Origin of the sequence: Saccharopolyspora erythraea NRRL 2338 (genome assembly GCF_000062885.1) — a bacterium.
Lineage (GTDB): Bacteria > Actinomycetota > Actinomycetes > Mycobacteriales > Pseudonocardiaceae > Saccharopolyspora_D > Saccharopolyspora_D erythraea.
This window is the reverse complement of record NC_009142.1, coordinates 3273606-3289495: the sequence shown is the minus strand read 5'-3', so window position 1 is coordinate 3289495 and position 15890 is coordinate 3273606. Positions and strand designations below refer to the sequence as shown.

Annotated in this window: 13 protein-coding genes; all 13 read right to left on the bottom strand. The window is 72.8% G+C overall.

Features of this window, described 5'->3' with window-relative positions; all coding sequences use genetic code 11:
- Positions 1–73 precede the first annotated feature (73 nt).
- The gene (locus SACE_RS14555) at positions 74–898 is read right to left on the bottom strand and encodes an IS5 family transposase (protein ID WP_011873634.1); all 825 of its coding nucleotides are present in this window, start codon (positions 896–898) and stop codon (positions 74–76) included.
- Positions 899–975: 77 nt separating this feature from the next.
- A complete protein-coding gene (locus tag SACE_RS14550) occupies positions 976–2361 on the bottom strand; it encodes an alkaline phosphatase family protein (RefSeq protein ID WP_011873909.1) in 1386 nt (461 codons plus the stop codon).
- Complete coding sequence (gene eboE, locus SACE_RS14545; protein ID WP_011873908.1) at positions 2358–3452, bottom strand: metabolite traffic protein EboE; 1095 nt, start codon at positions 3450–3452, stop codon at positions 2358–2360. The genes SACE_RS14550 and eboE overlap by 4 nt, the downstream gene beginning before the upstream one ends.
- Positions 3453–3457: 5 nt before the next feature.
- Positions 3458–4324, bottom strand: a complete 867-nt coding sequence (locus SACE_RS14540) for a TatD family hydrolase (RefSeq protein ID WP_009951552.1) — start codon at positions 4322–4324, stop codon at positions 3458–3460.
- On the bottom strand, positions 4324–5730 hold the full coding sequence (locus tag SACE_RS14535) for an EboA domain-containing protein (protein WP_011873906.1): 1407 nt from the start codon (positions 5728–5730) through the stop codon (positions 4324–4326). Before SACE_RS14535 ends, SACE_RS14540 begins: the two co-directional genes overlap by 1 nt.
- A gap of 14 nt (positions 5731–5744) precedes the next feature.
- Positions 5745–6773: a 3-keto-disaccharide hydrolase gene (locus tag SACE_RS14530; protein WP_009951616.1), complete on the bottom strand. Its 1029-nt coding sequence runs from the start codon at positions 6771–6773 to the stop codon at positions 5745–5747.
- On the bottom strand, positions 6770–7612 hold the full coding sequence (locus SACE_RS14525; protein ID WP_044547893.1) for an SCO3242 family prenyltransferase: 843 nt from the start codon (positions 7610–7612) through the stop codon (positions 6770–6772). The genes SACE_RS14530 and SACE_RS14525 overlap by 4 nt, the downstream gene beginning before the upstream one ends.
- Positions 7613–7617: 5 nt before the next feature.
- On the bottom strand, positions 7618–8823 hold the full coding sequence (locus SACE_RS14520) for an inositol-3-phosphate synthase (RefSeq protein ID WP_009951113.1): 1206 nt from the start codon (positions 8821–8823) through the stop codon (positions 7618–7620).
- Positions 8824–8885: 62 nt separating this feature from the next.
- Complete coding sequence (locus tag SACE_RS14515; protein ID WP_308196707.1) at positions 8886–11405, bottom strand: PQQ-dependent sugar dehydrogenase; 2520 nt, start codon at positions 11403–11405, stop codon at positions 8886–8888.
- A 33-nt stretch (positions 11406–11438) separates the two neighbouring features.
- Positions 11439–12182: a ThuA domain-containing protein gene (locus SACE_RS14510; protein ID WP_009951116.1), complete on the bottom strand. Its 744-nt coding sequence runs from the start codon at positions 12180–12182 to the stop codon at positions 11439–11441.
- Positions 12183–12289: 107 nt separating this feature from the next.
- The gene (locus SACE_RS14505; protein WP_009951117.1) at positions 12290–13345 is read right to left on the bottom strand and encodes a substrate-binding domain-containing protein; all 1056 of its coding nucleotides are present in this window, start codon (positions 13343–13345) and stop codon (positions 12290–12292) included.
- A gap of 51 nt (positions 13346–13396) precedes the next feature.
- Positions 13397–14398, bottom strand: coding sequence for an ABC transporter permease (locus SACE_RS14500; RefSeq protein WP_021341936.1), 1002 nt, complete (start codon positions 14396–14398; stop codon positions 13397–13399).
- The gene (locus SACE_RS14495) at positions 14395–15876 is read right to left on the bottom strand and encodes a sugar ABC transporter ATP-binding protein (RefSeq protein ID WP_037306448.1); all 1482 of its coding nucleotides are present in this window, start codon (positions 15874–15876) and stop codon (positions 14395–14397) included. The genes SACE_RS14500 and SACE_RS14495 overlap by 4 nt, the downstream gene beginning before the upstream one ends.
- Between the last annotated feature and the right edge of the window lie 14 nt (positions 15877–15890).

Here is a 15890-nt window from a genome sequence, read left to right as displayed (position 1 = left end):
GGGTCTTCGACTGCTATGGCGAGCCGAAAAAGCTCACGGGGCAGAGTCGGCGCAAGTCCTCTTAGGGGTCCTTTCAGATTGCGTGTGTGGGGAGCTTGGCGGCGAGGATCATGCAGTGGGTGAGTTGGAGGAAGCCGTCGTGGATGTCGTCGCGGGTTTCCCAGCGGATCCGTAGGCGGCGTGGTCCGTGCAGCCAGGCGATCGCGGCTTCGACCACCCACCGCAGCTTGCCGAGGCCGGAACCGTGGTCGTCACCTCGGCGAGCGATCCGGGGTGTGATGCCCCGGGCCCGCAGCTTGTCTCGGTAGACGTCGTGGTCGTAGGCCCGGTCTGCGTAGAGGCGGCGGGGTTTGCGGCGGGGCCGACCCGGCCGTCCGCGCACCGGTGGGATCGCCTCCACCAGCGGCACCAGCTGGGTCACATCGTTGCGGTTGCTGCCGGTCAGCACCACCCGCAACGGGGTTCCACAGGCATCGGTGATGACGTGGTGCTTCGAGCCCGGCCGACCACGGTCAACCGGACTCGGACCGACTTTTGGGCAACCACGTCCCCGTTTGGCCTGGATCTGGGAGGAATCCACGACCGCTCGGGAGAAGTCCAACTGATCGGCCGCTCGCAGGCGATCCAGCAGCACCCGCTGCAACTGCTCCCATACTCCGGCCTGCTGCCACTCGGCCAACCGCCGCCAGCACGTCGACCCCGAGCCGAATCCCAACTCCTGCGGCAGAAACTCCCACTGGATGCCGGTGTAGAGCACGAACAAGATGCCCTGCAGAGTCTTGCGATCGTCGATCCGACGCCGACCCGGATACCGAAACCGACGCTCGTGCCGGGGCAGCAACGGCTCGATCAACGCCCACAACTCGTCGCTGACCTCCCACGGCCTCGGGCGAGCCATCCCACGCTCCCAACGATCGAAACGTGATCAACTCCAGCCACCACCATGCCAGACCAAGATCATTATGCAAGGACCCCTTAGGACAAACCCTGCAGGGTCAGGACGAGGTCGTGGACGCCGGTCGCGGCGAGCCGTCCGGTGCGTTCCACCTCGGCGGGTGCCGCGGGGTCCGAGCAGATCAGCACCGGGCCTTCGGCCGGCCGGTCCGGCAGGCGGCCGTGCGAGCCGCGGACGAAACGGGCGTCGGTCGGCACGACGTTCATGGCGTAGCGCAGCCCGGCCTTCTTTTTCACCAGGTTCAGCGCCGCTTTGGCCTTGGCCCAGCGGTCGTCGGGGTCGAAGAACAGCTCGGCGGGGTCGTAGCCGGGTTTGCGGTGGATCTCCACGCCCCGCGCGAAGTCGGGGGTGCGGTCCTCCCGCAGCCAGTAGTAGTAGGTGAACCAGGAGTCGGGTTCGGCGACCGCCACCAGTTCGCCCGCGCGGGGGTGGTCCAGCCCGTACTTCGCCTGGGCCGCGCGGTCCAGCACCTCGTCGACGCCCGGCGTCGCGGCGAGCAGGTCCCGGACGCGGGGCAGGTCGGCGTCGTCGCGGAGGTAGACGTGGGCCACCTGGTGGTCGGCCACGGCGAAGGCGCGCGACGTCCACGGGTCCAGGTACTCCATCCCGGCCTGGGTGTGCACCTCCAGCAGGCCTTCGCGCCGGAGCTCGCGGTTGAGGTGCACCGGCCGTTCGACCGGGGTGATGCCGTACTCGCTGAGCGCGATCACCACGGCACCGGCGGCTCGCGCCTCGTCGAGCAGCGGCCGCAGCGCCGCGTCGACGTCCGCGGCGGCGACGCGGGCCTGCGCGCTGCCGGGCCCGTGGCGCTGGAGGTCGTAATCCAGGTGCGGGACGTAGCACAGCAGCAGGTCCGGGCGGTGCCTGCGCAGCACCCGGCACGCGGCGGAGACGATCCACCTGCTGGAGGTGAGGTCCGCGGTCGGGCCCCAGTAGTGGAACAGCGGGAACGGCCCGAACGCGCCGGTCAGCTCGTCGTGCAGTTCGGGGGGCCGGGTGTAGCAGTCCGGCGACTTGCGGCCGTCGGCGTGGTAGACCGGCCGCGGCGTCACCGTCCAGTCGGTGCCCGCGCCCATCGCGTACCACCAGCAGATGTTGGCGGCGCGGTAGCCCGGGCGGCCGCGGCGCGCCGCGTCCCACAGCTTCTCGCCCTGCACGAGGCGGTTGTGCTGGCGCCACAGGTGGACCTCGCCGAGATCCCGGAAGTACCAGCCGTTGCCGACCACCCCGTGCTCGGCGGGCATCCGCCCGGTGAGGAACGTCGACTGGGCGCTGCACGTCACCGCCGGCAGCACGGTGCCCAGTTCGGCCTGCCAGCCGCTCGCGGCGAGTGCGCGCAGGTTGGGCATGTGCTCCAGCAGCTCCGGTGTCATGCCGACGACGTCGAGCAGTACGACGGGTTTCACGCGCACCCCCGCTGGTCGATCAGGTCCTGGGTGAAGGCGAGCTCCGCGGCGATGCCCTCGGCGAGGTCGGCGGGCGGCCCGGGCAGCACGGTCCAGGTGTAGGTCTCGACCTCGACGTGCGGCAGCGGCCCCTCGACCTCCGCGAGCACGGTGCGCAGGACGTCCGTGGTCGGCCGGAGTGCGCCTCGGGCCTCCCAGTGGACCGGGACGTGGAAGTGCACGCGCCACGGGCCGTCGCCGGGCAGCTCCGCCAGCGCCTCCGGCAGGTCGTCGGCGGCGGTGAGCGCTCCGTCCGCGGCGCGCTCGCGGACCTGGTGCAGGTAGCGCGGTTCGGCGTAGCGCGCGAGTTCGGCGCGGACCTGCCGGTCGCCGGGATCGTCGACGTGCAGCGCGGCCGACGCCTGGATCTTGACGATGTCGACCGACGCCGCGCGGATGGCCCGCACCGTCTCGGCCGCGTCGGCGAAGGACACCGCGAGGTGGCAGGTGTCCAGGCACAGCCCGAGGTAGTCCGGGTCGGTGCCCTTGAGCCAGCCGAGCGCGTCGGCGACGGTGTCGAGCACGCAGCCGGGTTCTGGCTCGACGGCGACCCGCACCCGCCGGCCCGACCGCTGCTCCAGCCGCCGCAGACCGGTGGCGAGCCGGTCCAGGTGGTGCCGCGCGGCGGTGTCGTCGGTGTCGCTCCACGGCTCGCGCCACCCCAGCGGGAGCGTGGAGATGCTGCCGCCCGCGCCATCGGGCAGCAGTCCGGCCAGGACCTCGGCGCAGTCCAGGGTGTAGGCGAGGCGCCCGGCCTCGGTCCAGCGCGGCCGGTAGACGCGGTGCTTGACCACCGGGTCGTGGAACCCCCGGTACGGGAAAGCGTTGAGCGTGCGGACCGCCAGCCCCCGGTCGTCGAGCTCGGCGCGCAGCCGGGCCAGCTCGGCCTGGTCGCGCGCCAGGTGGGCGGCGACCTCGGCGGCCAGCCACAGGCCGACGCCGAGGGTGCCCGCGCCAAGCCGCCGCCGGACCGGCTCTGCGTAGCGGGCGAGCTGGGCGCGGATGCCGTCCAGGTCCTCGGCCGGGTGCACGTTGGTGCAGTAGGAGATCACCGCGCTCACTCCCCCGATCCGCCGCGCAGCACGGAGTTGCCCGCGAAGGTGGTCGCCTCGGCGGTGAACCCGGGCAGCTCGTCCAGGTTGAGCCGGCCGCTCTGGCCGTAGAAGGCGACCGGGTTGTGCCACAGCACCTTTTCGACGTCGGCTTCGGTGAACCCGGCGCGCAGCATCTCCTCGCCGGTCGCCCGCGTCTTGAGCGGGTCCGAGCGGCCCCAGTCGGCCGCCGAGTTCACCAGCATCCGGTCGGTGCCGTGGCGGCGCAGCACCTCCACCATCCGCCGCTCGTCCATCTTGGTGTCGGGGTAGATCGAGAACCCCATCCAGCAACCGGAGTCGGCCACGAGGTCGACGGTCACCTCGTTGAGGTGGTCGACGAGGACCCGCTCCGGGGCGAGCCCGGACTCGCGCACGACGTCCAGGCTGCGGCGGGTTCCGGACAGCTTGTCCCGGTGCGGGGTGTGCACGAGGGCGGGCAGGCCGGCGTCGGCGGCGAGTGCGAGCTGGTGGGCGAAGACGTCGTCCTCGTCGGCCGTCATCGAGTCGTAGCCGACCTCGCCGACGGCGACCACGCCGTCCTTGGCCAGGTAGCGCGGCAGGACGCCGAGCACCTCGCGGCACCGCGGGTCGTTGGCCTCCTTGGGGTTGAGCGCGATGGTGGCGTGGTGGCGGATGCCGAAGCGCGCCGCGCGGAACCGCTCCCAGCCGATCAGCGAGTCGAAGTAGTCGGTGAAGGAGGCGGTGCCGGTGCGCGGCTGGCCCAGCCAGAAGGCCGGTTCGGTGACCGCTCGGACGCCTGCGGCGTACATGGCCTCGTAGTCGTCGGTGGTGCGGGAGGTCATGTGGATGTGCGGGTCGAATATGCGCATCAGCTCTCCAGCAGTGCTCGTGCGTCCTCGGGTACCGGCCGTCCGGCGGCCCGTCGTTCGTCGGCGAAGGCACCGACCATCCGGCGCAGCTCGGCGTCGCGGCGCCGCCGCCAGCCGGCCACCGCCGCCAGCGGCACCTCGGTGAACAGGCACTTGAGCACGCCGTGGCGCCAGGTGTGCTCGTCGAGGTGGCGGGCGGCGAACGGGCCCAGCGCGGCCGCCACCAGCCGGACGTCGTTGGTGCGCAGGGCGTCGCCGACCAGCTCCAGCCCCGTTTCGACCAGGTCGCTCCCCCCCGGGCCCGAACCGTCCAGTTCGGACAGAGATCGCAGCACCGCGCGGCGTTCGGCGTCGTCGCCGTAGCGGTACAGCGCGGACACCTCCTCGGCCAGCGCGGCGGGTTTCACCGTCCGAGCGAGCACCGCGAGCATCCGCCCCCGCGCCCGGTCGTCGGCCGTCCCGTGCACCAGGCCCAGCGGGTCGTCCGCGCGCAGCGGACCGCGGCCGACGTGGCGCCCGGCGGCGGGGAACAACGCGGCGACGCGGGCGGGGTCCTCGGCGATGGCGGCGAGCGCGTCGGCCAGCCAGCCCGCCGCACCGATCGCCGTCCTCGCCCGGCGCGCGACCTCGGGCGCCGCGTGGCTGTGCCGGGGCAGTTCGACGGCGGCCTGCCCGGTGTAGCCGGCCTCGGACAGCGCGGCGAGGGTGCCGGGCAGGTCCAGCTCGCCCTGGCCGAACTCCAGGTGCTCGTGGACTCCGGGTCGCATGTCGTCGAGCTGGACGTGCACCAGCAGCTCACCGAGGCGGCGCGCGCAGTCGGCCGCCGACTCGGTTTCCACCGCGACGCAGTGGCCGACGTCGAGGGTGACGCCCAGGTTCCGCGGGTTCCCCAGCGCGGCACGCACCGCGAGCGCGTCGTCGACCCGTTCGACGAACATGCCCGGCTCCGGTTCCAGCCCCAGGAGCACGCCGCACCGGGCGGCCTCCTCCAGCACCCGCGCCAGGCCGTCGGTCATGCGCCGCCAGGCCAGCTCCGAGTCCACATCGGACGGACGGATGCCCGACCAGAAGGAGACCACCTCGGCTCCCAGTCCGGCGGCCACCCGCACGGCGCGCTCCAGGAAGTCCACCCGGCGCTCGACGTCGTCGCTGACCAGCGTGGGGTGGTGCTTGCGGCGGGGATCGAGCAGGTAGCGCGCCCCGGTCTCGACGGCCACCGACAGTCCGAGCCGCTCCAGCCGCCCGCGCACCTCGGCGACGCGGCGCGGCAGGTCGCCCGCGAAGGGATCGAGGTGGTGGTGGTCGAGGGTCAGCGCCACCCCGTCGTAGCCCAGCTCTGCGATCACCTCCAGGGCGTCCTCGAGCCGGTGGTTGGCGAATCCGTTGGTCCCGTAGGCGATGCGCACCTGGCGGCCCTCCCCTACCTGGCGTCGGCGGGCAGTTCCCGCACCCGGATGTTGCGGAACGCGATCACCGAGTCCGCGTCGTGGTTCTGCACCCCGACCCCGCCCTCGGAGTACTGGCGGCCGCTCGTTCCGGGATCGTCGGGCCGCCCCGGGAACGGGATGCCCGGCACGTTGTCGAACTCGTTGACCACCTCGCCGTTGCGCAGCACGGTGTAGTGCTGCCCGACCACGCGGATCTCCAGGTCGTTCCAGACCCCCTTGCCGGTCGGCCTGGCCGCCGCGAGGTCCAGGTCGGCGAAGCCGTAGACCGACCCGGTCTTGCGCGGGTCGTTGCCCGGCTCCTCCGGCGAGTCGTTGATCTGGATCTCGTGGCCGCAGTTCACCGCGACCCACGCCGGTTCGCTCGTGCGGCACTCCGGGAACGTCTCCGGATCGACGCCCGGGTACCGGACGAACACCCCGCTGTTGGAGCGGCCCTCGCCCGGCCGGTCGTCGCGGAACTGCAGGCGCAGCGAGAAGTCCGCGAAGCGGCCTTCCCGGAAGTGCAGCAGTCCCAGGCCGTCACCCGCGGGTTCCGCGGTGGTGACCATCGAGCCGTCTCCGGTGAGCGCGAAGCCCCGGCCGCCGACGTGCTCCCAGGCGGCGAAGGACTCCGGCGTGCCGTCGAAGATCACCTCGTAAGGGCCGGGCCCGCCCGGGCGGCCGATGCCCGACCGCGCCGCCGCGTCGACCAGCGCCGACCGCTCCCTGCCGTCGATCACGCCGGTCCGGCGCAACCCGTCGGCCACCTCCCGGACGTGGCGGACGAAGTGCCCTTGGTCGCTCCACCGCCGTTCGTCGTCGACGAGGTCGTTGATCGTGCACCCGCCCGCCGCGGCGCGGTTGGCCACCCCGCTGTCCAGATCGAGGAAGCGGACGGTCGCCCGCGAGTCGGGCGCAGGGCACTCGGCGCTCGCGGCGGGCGCCGGCGGCGCGGTCACCAGGCTCGCAGCCAGGACAGCGCACGCCAGCGGCAGGATTCTCTTCGTGGAACGGGGAATCACGTGGCCGACACCTTCCTGCCGAAGTGGTGCACCGCGGGTACGACCGCGGCCAGTGCGGCGGCGGAGGTCAGGCGGTGCCGGGCGACCAGCGCGACCTGCAACGGCACCATCCCGTGGATGCCGGCCCGGGTCGCGGCCCGCACGAGCGGGGCCGTGGGCGTGCGGGCCGCGCGCGCCTGCGCGCGACCCACCTGAGCGGCGTAGGCGGCGGACGCGGCGAGCGCCGCGGCGCGGTGGCCCGGCGACCGGCGCGGCCCCGCGGCCGACACCGCGGCGGCCAGCGCGGTGGTCGCCGCCGCGGCCCGCGCGGTGCTCCGGCGGGCGCCGTGGACCTCGCCGCGCGACAGCGCCGTCACGGCGGAGGTGTGGGCCGCCAGCACTGCCGCCGCGGGCCAGGCTCGGCGGCAGCCGCCGGCGCCGAGCAGCACGTCGAGTCCCCGGCACAGCGCCATCCCGGCCGGCCCGGCGGGTCCGGACTTGAGCACCACGTCGTAGGCGGTGATCGCGGCGGCGAGCCCGAGGGCGGTGCGCCGCGCTCCGCGCCCGGCGACCGCCGCGACGGCGACACCGCACGCGCCCAGCCCGGCGGCCACGCCCAACGCCGCACCGGGCGTGATCCGGCCGGACGAGATCGGCCGTTCCGGGCGTTCGACGGCGTCGAGCTCCCGGTCGGCCCAGTCGTTGAGGGCCATGCCCGCGCAGTACAACGCCGCCGACGACAGCGGCAGCAGCAGCCGGCGGCCCCGCAGCGGCCGCCCGGCGGCCGCCGCCCCGACGAGCGTGTCGCCGAGCACGGTCAGCGCCGCGGGCGCGCGGGTGAGCTCGACCAGCGTGCGCAGGCGGCTCACGACTCGCGGCCTTCCAGGTCGGCCGCGGTGTCCCGGACCCACTCGCGCAACCGCCGGACCTGGTGGTCGAAGCGGTGCCCGGAGTCGCCGAGCGGATCCTTGAAGAAGCAGCCCAGCGCACCGAGCGCTCCCCGCTGACCGGCGTGGTGGGCCATCGCCACCAGCCTGGTGAGGTCGAGCACCAGCGGGGCGGCAAGAGCGGAGTCGTAGCCGGTCCACGTCAGTTGCAGGGTCACCGGTGCGCCCAGGAAGCCCCGGGCGTGCACGTTGTCCCACGCGATCTTGGTCTGGCCGAGGTCGGCCACGTGGTCGATGTGCAGCGGCGCGGAGACACCGGGCCCGAGCAGTTCGGCCAGTCCACGGGACTTGGACTCCAGCTTGCCCGCGGCGGTGACCGGGTCCGCCAGCGTCGCCCCGTCGCCGCCACCGAGCAGGTTGGTGCCCGACCACGAGAGCACCGAGAGCCCGCGTTCGGCGAACATCGGCGCCAGCACGCTGCGCAGCAGCGTCTCGCCGGTCTTGCCGTCGCATCCGGCGAAGGGCAGGCCCAGGCGTTCGGCGAGCTGCCGCAGGGAGGCCCAGCCGATGCCCGGCGACGGGGTGAACTCGACGTAGGGGCATCCCGCGCTCAGCGCCGCGCAGGTGTTCACGACGCCGGCGGGCAGGCGGGGTCGCTCGTCGTCCAGCCGCTCTTCCAGTGCCGCGAGGTCGTGCTGTTCCGGCGAGTCCGGCGCGGGCGCCTCGGTCGAGGCCACGTTGATCGCGACGACCCTGCGCAACCGGTTGCGCCGCCGGAAGCTCACGATGTCGGACGAGAGCTGCCGCACAGCCGCCGCCTGGGATCCCCCGCAGCTCATCGGGTCATATCCGGTACGCAGCTCGGATTCCACATCGGACAGTTGCGGTGCGACCGCACCGAGAACTCTGGTGGGGAGCACTCCCGCCTCCGCGAGCTGCTCGGCGCTTTTGTGCAGGGGCGCGTCGCTGATGTCGTGGCCTCCGACGACGATGTCGCCCCACGCCGGCAGGGGCGCCTCGCGCAGCCCGGGCAGTTCGGTCACGCAGCCGGTCGCATCGGCAACACCCGCCCGAAGCGCGGCCAGGCCGGCGATCGCCGTGGTGGCCACCGAGCCGCGGGCCCCGAAGAGCCAGAGGCCGGTGCGGCCCGGCGACGGAACGTGTCGGTGGGATGTGTCGGTCACCGTGGTCACCTCCTGGTGGCCGCGGTGGTGGCCCGCGGTTTCCGGGCCACCACCGCGGTTGCTCAGCGCGGCAGGTCGCCCTGCGCCCGGGCTGCCGCGTCGTCGGGCGGAACCGGCTGCGAGACACCGGCACCGTGGAACTTCACCGCGTCGAGTTCGAACAGCCCCGTTCCGCCACCACGGAACACCAGGAACAGCGGTCCCGGCGTGCCCGGGGCGGTCACCGCGACCGGCTCGATGTCGACGTAGCGGTCCCCGCCGCCGGTGGTGGGCACCTGCGCGGTGTGCAGCAGCTCGCCGTCCGGTGCGCCGGCGCGGACCTCGATGGTGCCGCCCGGCCCGGCGGCCGAGACGCGGTAGCCGATGCCGTCGATACCGGTCAGGTTGACCGGGGAGAAGGAGATCCAGTCACTGTCGTCGACGGCGCCTACCTTGCTCCCGCCTTCCGCACCGGCTTCCTCGACGACCTCGACGCCCTGGGACTCGGTGAAGAACTCGGCCTGCTTGTGCTTCGGCTGCAGGGTGACCCGGCCGCTGCCCTCCACCGGCGGCAGTCCTTCGGCGCCGTTGTCGGTGTAGCTGGCGGTGATGACGCCGAAGACGTCGGCGTCCAGCCCGTGCCCCTCGTCGGCGGGCGTCTCGATCACGCCCTCACACCCGGACTCCTCGCTGAGCGGATGCGCGTGCGAGTCGTGGCCGAGCGCGTAGCTCAGCTCCATGCGCGAGCAGTCGATCTCGCCGTCCTCGGCGTCGGTGGCCCGCACCCGGAACGGCACCTGCTCGCCGAAGGCGAACACCCCGCCGTCCGGCGGCAGCTCGATCTCGACCTGCGGCGGCGTGTTGCCCACCACGATCTGCACGCTGGCGTAGCCGGTGCGGCCGTCGGGGTCGGTGACGGCGAGCTTGGCCGTGTGCGCGCCGCGCTGGTCGTAGGTGAAGCTCACCGGCCCGGCCTCGGTGGAGTCCACCGTGCCGTCGTTGTTGAAGTCCCACGCGTAGCTGAGCTGCCCGCCCTCGGGGTCCTCTGTCCCGGCGGGGTCGAAGTTCACCGTCAGCGGCGCCTGGCCCGAAGACACCTTGTCCGCGCTGACCTGGACCTTCGGCGTCTTGGAACCGGGGTTTTGGTCGATGCGGTACAGAGCGGAGTCGGGGGCGCCGCCGAAGTAGCTGGAGCCGTAGTCCAGGACGTAGAGGGCGCCGTCGGGACCGAACTCGATGTTCATCGGCCGGACCAGTTCCATCGACTCGAAGAACGGGCGGATGCCCTGCAGCTCGCCCTCGCGCCCGAGGGTGAACTCCTTGATCCAGCCGCGGTCCCACTCGTAGTTCAGCACCTTGCCGTCGAAGTACCTGGGGAACTTGACGGGCGACTTCAGGCTCGGGTCGAAGCGGTAGACCGGCCCGCCCATGGGCGACTCCGGACCCGAACCCAGCTCGGGCACCGAGTCGTCGTCGTAGGGCAGCCACGCGGGCTGCACCGGCGGGAGGTCGACCAGGCCGGTGTTGTGCGGGCTGAGGTTCTTCGGCGCCGCGCAGTCGAACGGCTGCCCGGACTGGCCGGTGGCGAAGTCGTAGTCCACGAAGGGCTGGTTGTCACCGATGCAGTACGGCCAGCCGTAGTTGCCCGGCCCCTTGATCACGTTGTACTCGACCAGGCCGCCGGGTCCGCGGGCCGGGTCGGCCGAGCCCGCGTCGGGGCCGTACTCGCCGAGGTGGATCCAGCCGGTCTCGCGGTCCACGGTGAACCGGAACGGGTTGCGGAAGCCCATCGCGTAGATCTCGGGCCGCGTCTTGTCCGTGCCGGCGGGGAACAGGTTGCCCTGGGGGATCCGGTAGGTACCGTCGTCCTGGACGTCGATGCGCAGGATCTTGCCGCGCAGGTCGTTGGTGTTGGCCGAGGACCGCTGCGCGTCGAAGGCGGGGTTGCGGTCGGGCCGCTCGTCGATCGGCGCGTAGCCGTCGGAGGAGAACGGGTTGGTGTCGTCCCCTGTGGACAGCAGCAGGTTTCCCCGTGCGTCGAAGTCGATTTCGCCGCCCGCGTGGCAGCACGTCCCGCGCTGCGTCGGCACCCGCAGGATGGCCTGCTCGCTGGCCATGTCGAGCGTGCCGGCGTCGGTGAGCTTGAACCGCGACAGCAGGTTGTGGCCTTCGAATGGGGCGAAGTCCTGCGGCGTTCCCTCTTCCGGCGCGTCGCCGGCGGGCGTGTCCAGCGGCGGGGCGTAGTAGACGTACACCCAGCGGTTGCGGACGAAGTCCGGGTCCACGGCGATGCCCTGCAACCCGTCCTCGTCGTGGTTGTAGACCGGGATCGTGCCCGCGCGGACCGTCGTGGCGTCGGGGGTGGTCAGGAACACCGCGCCGTCGCGGGAGCTGTGCAGCACGCGGCGGTCCGGCAGCACCGCCAGCGCCATCGGCTCACCGACCTTCGACTCACCCTTGGCCAGGGTGATCTGGTCGAACGCGGTGTCCGGCGGAGCCGGCGGGGGTGGAGCGGCGACCGCGGTCGCGGCGGTCATCGCGGTGGTGGCCAGCACGGCCGCGGCCACCGTGCGCAGGCGTAATCGTCTTGGGGTTCGCACCATTGCGCTCCTTGTCACTCGGAACCGGGCGCCGGATCAGCAGGCGGACTCGCCGATGGCGGTCCGGATGCCGCCCAGCAGGTGGCGGCGGAAGTCGGGATCGGCGAAGGACTGCGCGGTGTGCCCACCGCCGGTGTAGAAGGCCCGGCCGTCGCCGACGCGGTGGCACCAGGCGATCGGGTGGTCGCCCATCGCGCCGTCGCCGGGCTGGTAGCTCGACTCGTCCAGGGAGAGCAACACGTGCGAGCTCTCCCGGGGATTGGTCCGGAAGTTGTACCACTCGTCGGTGCGTTCCCAGCGCCGCGGCAGGTGCGCGGTGGAGTCGTGGCGGGCGCCCTCCACCCGCACGGTCGCGGGCTGGATCTCGGGGTGCGACGCGAAGTACGCACCGACCAGCCGCCCGTAGAACGGCCAGTCGTACTCGGTGTCGGCGGCGGCGTGCACCCCGAGGTAGCCGCCACCACCCCTGACGTAGCGCTCGAACGCGCGCTGTTGCGCGTCGTCGAGCACGTCGCCGGTGGTTGATAGCCACACCACCGCGTCGAACCGCGCCAGGTTGCCATCGTGGAACACTTTCGAGTCCTCAGTGGACTCCACTGCGAAGCCGTGCTCGGCGCCGAGCCGCCGGACGGCGTCGACGCCGTCCGGGATCGACTCGTGCCGGTATCCGGCGGTCTTGGAGAACACCAGCACGCGCGGCTCGTCGGGCTCGGCCGCGGCGGTTCCGGTGACCACCGCCGCGGCGGTCAGCAGGGCCAGGGTCAGGCAGATCGCACGCATGCAGACGCTCCTTCCTCGGCGCCAATGCCTGGTTCATGAGCGGCGTCGGCCGCTCGCGGCGCGGGCCCCGGCTCGCACCGCTGTGCACACCACTTCCGCAGGACTCCCTAGGAGGCGAAACCGACGTCGAGGTACTGGTCGACGTTGTCCCGGGTGACGACCGCGGAGTAGGTGGTGATGGAGCGCGGGATCTCGTGCTCGGCCAGGTCGGACATGCCCCGGGACTGGCCGAGCAGGCGGGCCAGCGAGATCGCCGACGAGCACATCGACGGGCTGTAGAGCACCGTCGCCTGCACGACGCTGCCGCCCGCCTTGATCCGCTCCATCATCGGCCTCGACCCGGCCCCGCCGACGAGGAAGAACTCGTTGCGCCCGGCGGACTCCACCGCCGCGAGCACACCGATTCCCTGGTCGTCGTCGTGGTTCCACACCGCGTCCAGCCGGGACGCGGCCTGCAGCAGGTTGGTCGCCTGGCGCTCGCCGGTCTCGACGGTGAACTCCGCCGCCACCCGCCTGCTCACGCTCAGGCCGTGCTTGGCCAGTCCGGCGCGGAACCCGGCGCTGCGCTCCTGGGTCAGCGGCAGGGAGTCGGTGCCGGCGATCTCGGCGATGACCGGGTTGGTGACGCCGCGCCTGCCCAGCTCGGCGGCGATGTGGTTCGCGGCGTTGACCCCCATCCCGTAGTTGTCCCCGCCGATCCACACCCGGTAGGCCTCCGGCGAGTCGAAGACGCGGTCGATGTTGACCACCGGGATTCCCGCGTCCATCGCCTTGCGCCCCACCGCGGTCAGCGCCTTGCCGTCGGCGGGCAGGATCACCAGGACGTCGACCTTCTCGTTGATCAGCGTCTCGACCTGGGCGATCTGCTGGTTGACGTCGGCGCTGCCCTCGGTGGGCCGGAAGGTCACGTCCGGCAGCAGCTCGGCCTGCGCGCGGGCGTTGGTGGTCATCGCCGCCATCCAGCCGTGGTCGGCGGCGGGCGCGGAGAACCCGATGGTCACCGGTGGTCCCGGGGCGACGTTGTCTCCCCCGGCCGCGACCGGCGCCGGGTTCGCCTGCGTCGGCGGGGTGTTGGAGACGCAGCCGGCGAGCAGGGCGGTGGCGCCGAGGGCTCCGGTGCCGAGCAGGAACCGGCGGCGGGCGTGGTCGGGTAACGCGGACATGGCAGTCTCCGAACGCGAGTGGTGGGCGGGAGCGGGATGCGGGAGGGCGGTTCACACCGCGCGGGCTCGGCGGCGGAACCTGGCCTGGACCAGGACGGCGAGCACGATGATCGCGCCCTTGGCGATGTTCTGGATGTCGGTCTCGAAGTTGTTGAGGGTGAAGACGTTGCTCAGCGTCGTGAAGATGAGCACGCCGAGCAGGGTGCCGGTCATGCTGCCGCGACCCCCGGAGAGCAGGGTGCCGCCGATGACCACCGCCGCGATCGCGTCGAGCTCGTAGAACAGGCCGTTGGTCGAGGCCCCCGAGGTCGTGCGGGCCACGACCATGATCGCCGCGATGGCGCAGCACAGCCCGGCCAGCGCGTAGACCAGCGCGGTGTGCCTGCGCACGTTGATCCCGGCCAGCCGCGCGGCCTCCGGGTTGCCCCCGACCGCCAGCGTCCGGCGCCCGAAGGTGGTGCGGTTGAGCAGGACCCAGCCCGCGGCGAAGACGACCGCGAAGATCCAGATCAGCACCGGGACGCCGAGCAGGTCGCCGCGGAACACCGCGCCGAAGGCGGGGTCGGTGACGACCTGGGTCTGCCTGCCGCTGATCCGCTCGGCCAGACCGCGGGCCGAGGCCATCATCGCCAGCGTCGCGATGAAGGGGACCACGCTGCCGTAGGCCACCAGCAACCCGTTCACCAGGCCGCAGCCGGCGCCGACCAGCAGCGCGCACAGCACCATCACGCCGACCCCGTAGGACTGGGTGGCCCACGTCGTCATCCACACGCTGGAGAGCGCCACGATGGAGCCGACCGACAGGTCGATGCCGCCCGCGGTGATGACGAAGGTCATCCCCACGCTGACCACGCCGATCGCCGCGGCCAGCCGCAGCACCGTGGAGATGTTGCCCTCGGTCAGGAACGCGTCCGGCCGGGTCAGGTGCCCGACCACGCACAGCGCCACGAGCACCAGCACCAGCGAGGTCAACCGCACGTCGGCCCGCGCCCACCAGCGGCCGAGCCGGGAGGGCACGGTGGGCACTGCTGCCGGGACTGTCTGCTCGCTCATCTCGCCGGAGCCTCCATCACCAGGTCGAGCACATCGGATTCGGTGAGCCGGCCCGCCTCGGCGGTGTGCACCACCGCACCGTCGCGCAGCACCAGCACGCGGTCGGCCACCGCCAGGACCTCGGGCACCTCGCTGGAGACCAGCACGATCGCCAGTCCCTCGGCGGCCAGCCTGCGCATCAGGCCGTAGAGCTCGGCGCGCGCGCCGACGTCGACGCCCCGGGTGGGTTCGTCGAGCAGCAGCACCCGGCAGCCGCGCAGCACCCAGCGGCCGACGACCGCCTTCTGCTGGTTGCCGCCGGAGAGCGTGCCGATCGGCCGCAGCGGGTCGGCGGGGCGCAGCTGGAGCTGTTCGGCGATCTCCCGCGCGTCGGAAACCTCCTTGCCGCGGCGGGTGAAGCCGAACCTGCTGTAGCGGCTCAGCGCGGAGAGCGTGATGTTGGCCGCCACCGGAAGCTGCGGGAGCAGCGCCTGGCTCTTGCGCTCCTCCGGCGTCAGGCCGATCCCGGCCGCGACGGCGGCGGCGACGCTGCCGGGGCGCACCGGCCTGCCCGCCACGCGGACCCGGCCGGAGGTCGGTGTGCGGGCGCCGAAGATGGTCTCCAGCAGTTCGCTGCGGCCGCAGCCGACCAGGCCGGCCAGACCCACGATCTCCCCCGCGGCCACGGTGAAGCTCACGGGCTCGAACTCGCCGCGCCGCGCCAGCCCGTCGACTTCCAGCACCACCTTCGAGGAGGTGCTCGCCGCCGGCCGCTCCGGGAAGTCCTGCCCGGCGCGTCCGGTCATCAGGGCCACCAGCTCGGCGGTGGAGGTGACCGCGACCGGCAGCCCGGACGCCGTGGTCCGGCCGTCCTTGAGCACCGTGACCCGGTCGGCGATGCGGCGGATCTCCTCCATCCGGTGGGAGATGTAGACCACGGCCACACCCTCGGCGGTGAGCTCGGCGATGATCCGGAAGAGGTTGTCGACCTCCTCGGCCGACAGCGCGGCGGTCGGCTCGTCCATCACGATCAGCTTCGCCCGGTGCGCCAGCGCGCGGGCCATCGACACCAGCTGCCGGGCGGCGGCCGGGAGCTCCCCCACCTCGGTTTCCGGGTCGATCTCGGGATGGCCGAGCCTGGCCAGCAACGCGCGTGCCTCGCGGTTGGCCCGGCCGCGCCGGGTGAACCCCGCGGCGGCCAGCTCGTGGCCGAGGAAGACGTTGTCCGCCACGCTCAGGCCCGGGACGAGGTCGAGCTCCTGGTACATGGTCGCGATGCCGAGTCGCAGCGCGGCGACCGGCGACGGCAGCCGGACCTCCTGCCCGCACCAGCGGATCCGGCCCGCGTCGGGCGCGTGCGCGCCCGAGAGCACCTTGATCAGGGTGGACTTGCCCGCGCCGTTCTGGCCGAGCAGGCAGTGCACCTCGCCCGCGCTGATCCGCAGGTCCACACCGCCGAGCGCGCGGACGCCGGGGAAGGTCTTGACGATTCCGGTCATGTCGAGCAGGTCGT

Coding starts and splice junctions, on each gene's coding strand:
- SACE_RS14555 (WP_011873634.1), bottom strand. CDS start 898: ATGGCTCGCCCGAGGCCGTGGGAGGTCAGCGACGAGTTGTGGGCGTTG.
- SACE_RS14540 (WP_009951552.1), bottom strand. CDS start 4,324: ATGCGCATATTCGACCCGCACATCCACATGACCTCCCGCACCACCGAC.
- SACE_RS14515 (WP_308196707.1), bottom strand. CDS start 11,405: ATGGTGCGAACCCCAAGACGATTACGCCTGCGCACGGTGGCCGCGGCC.
- SACE_RS14510 (WP_009951116.1), bottom strand. CDS start 12,182: ATGCGTGCGATCTGCCTGACCCTGGCCCTGCTGACCGCCGCGGCGGTG.
- SACE_RS14505 (WP_009951117.1), bottom strand. CDS start 13,345: ATGTCCGCGTTACCCGACCACGCCCGCCGCCGGTTCCTGCTCGGCACC.
- SACE_RS14500 (WP_021341936.1), bottom strand. CDS start 14,398: ATGAGCGAGCAGACAGTCCCGGCAGCAGTGCCCACCGTGCCCTCCCGG.
- SACE_RS14495 (WP_037306448.1), bottom strand. CDS start 15,876: ATGACCGGAATCGTCAAGACCTTCCCCGGCGTCCGCGCGCTCGGCGGT.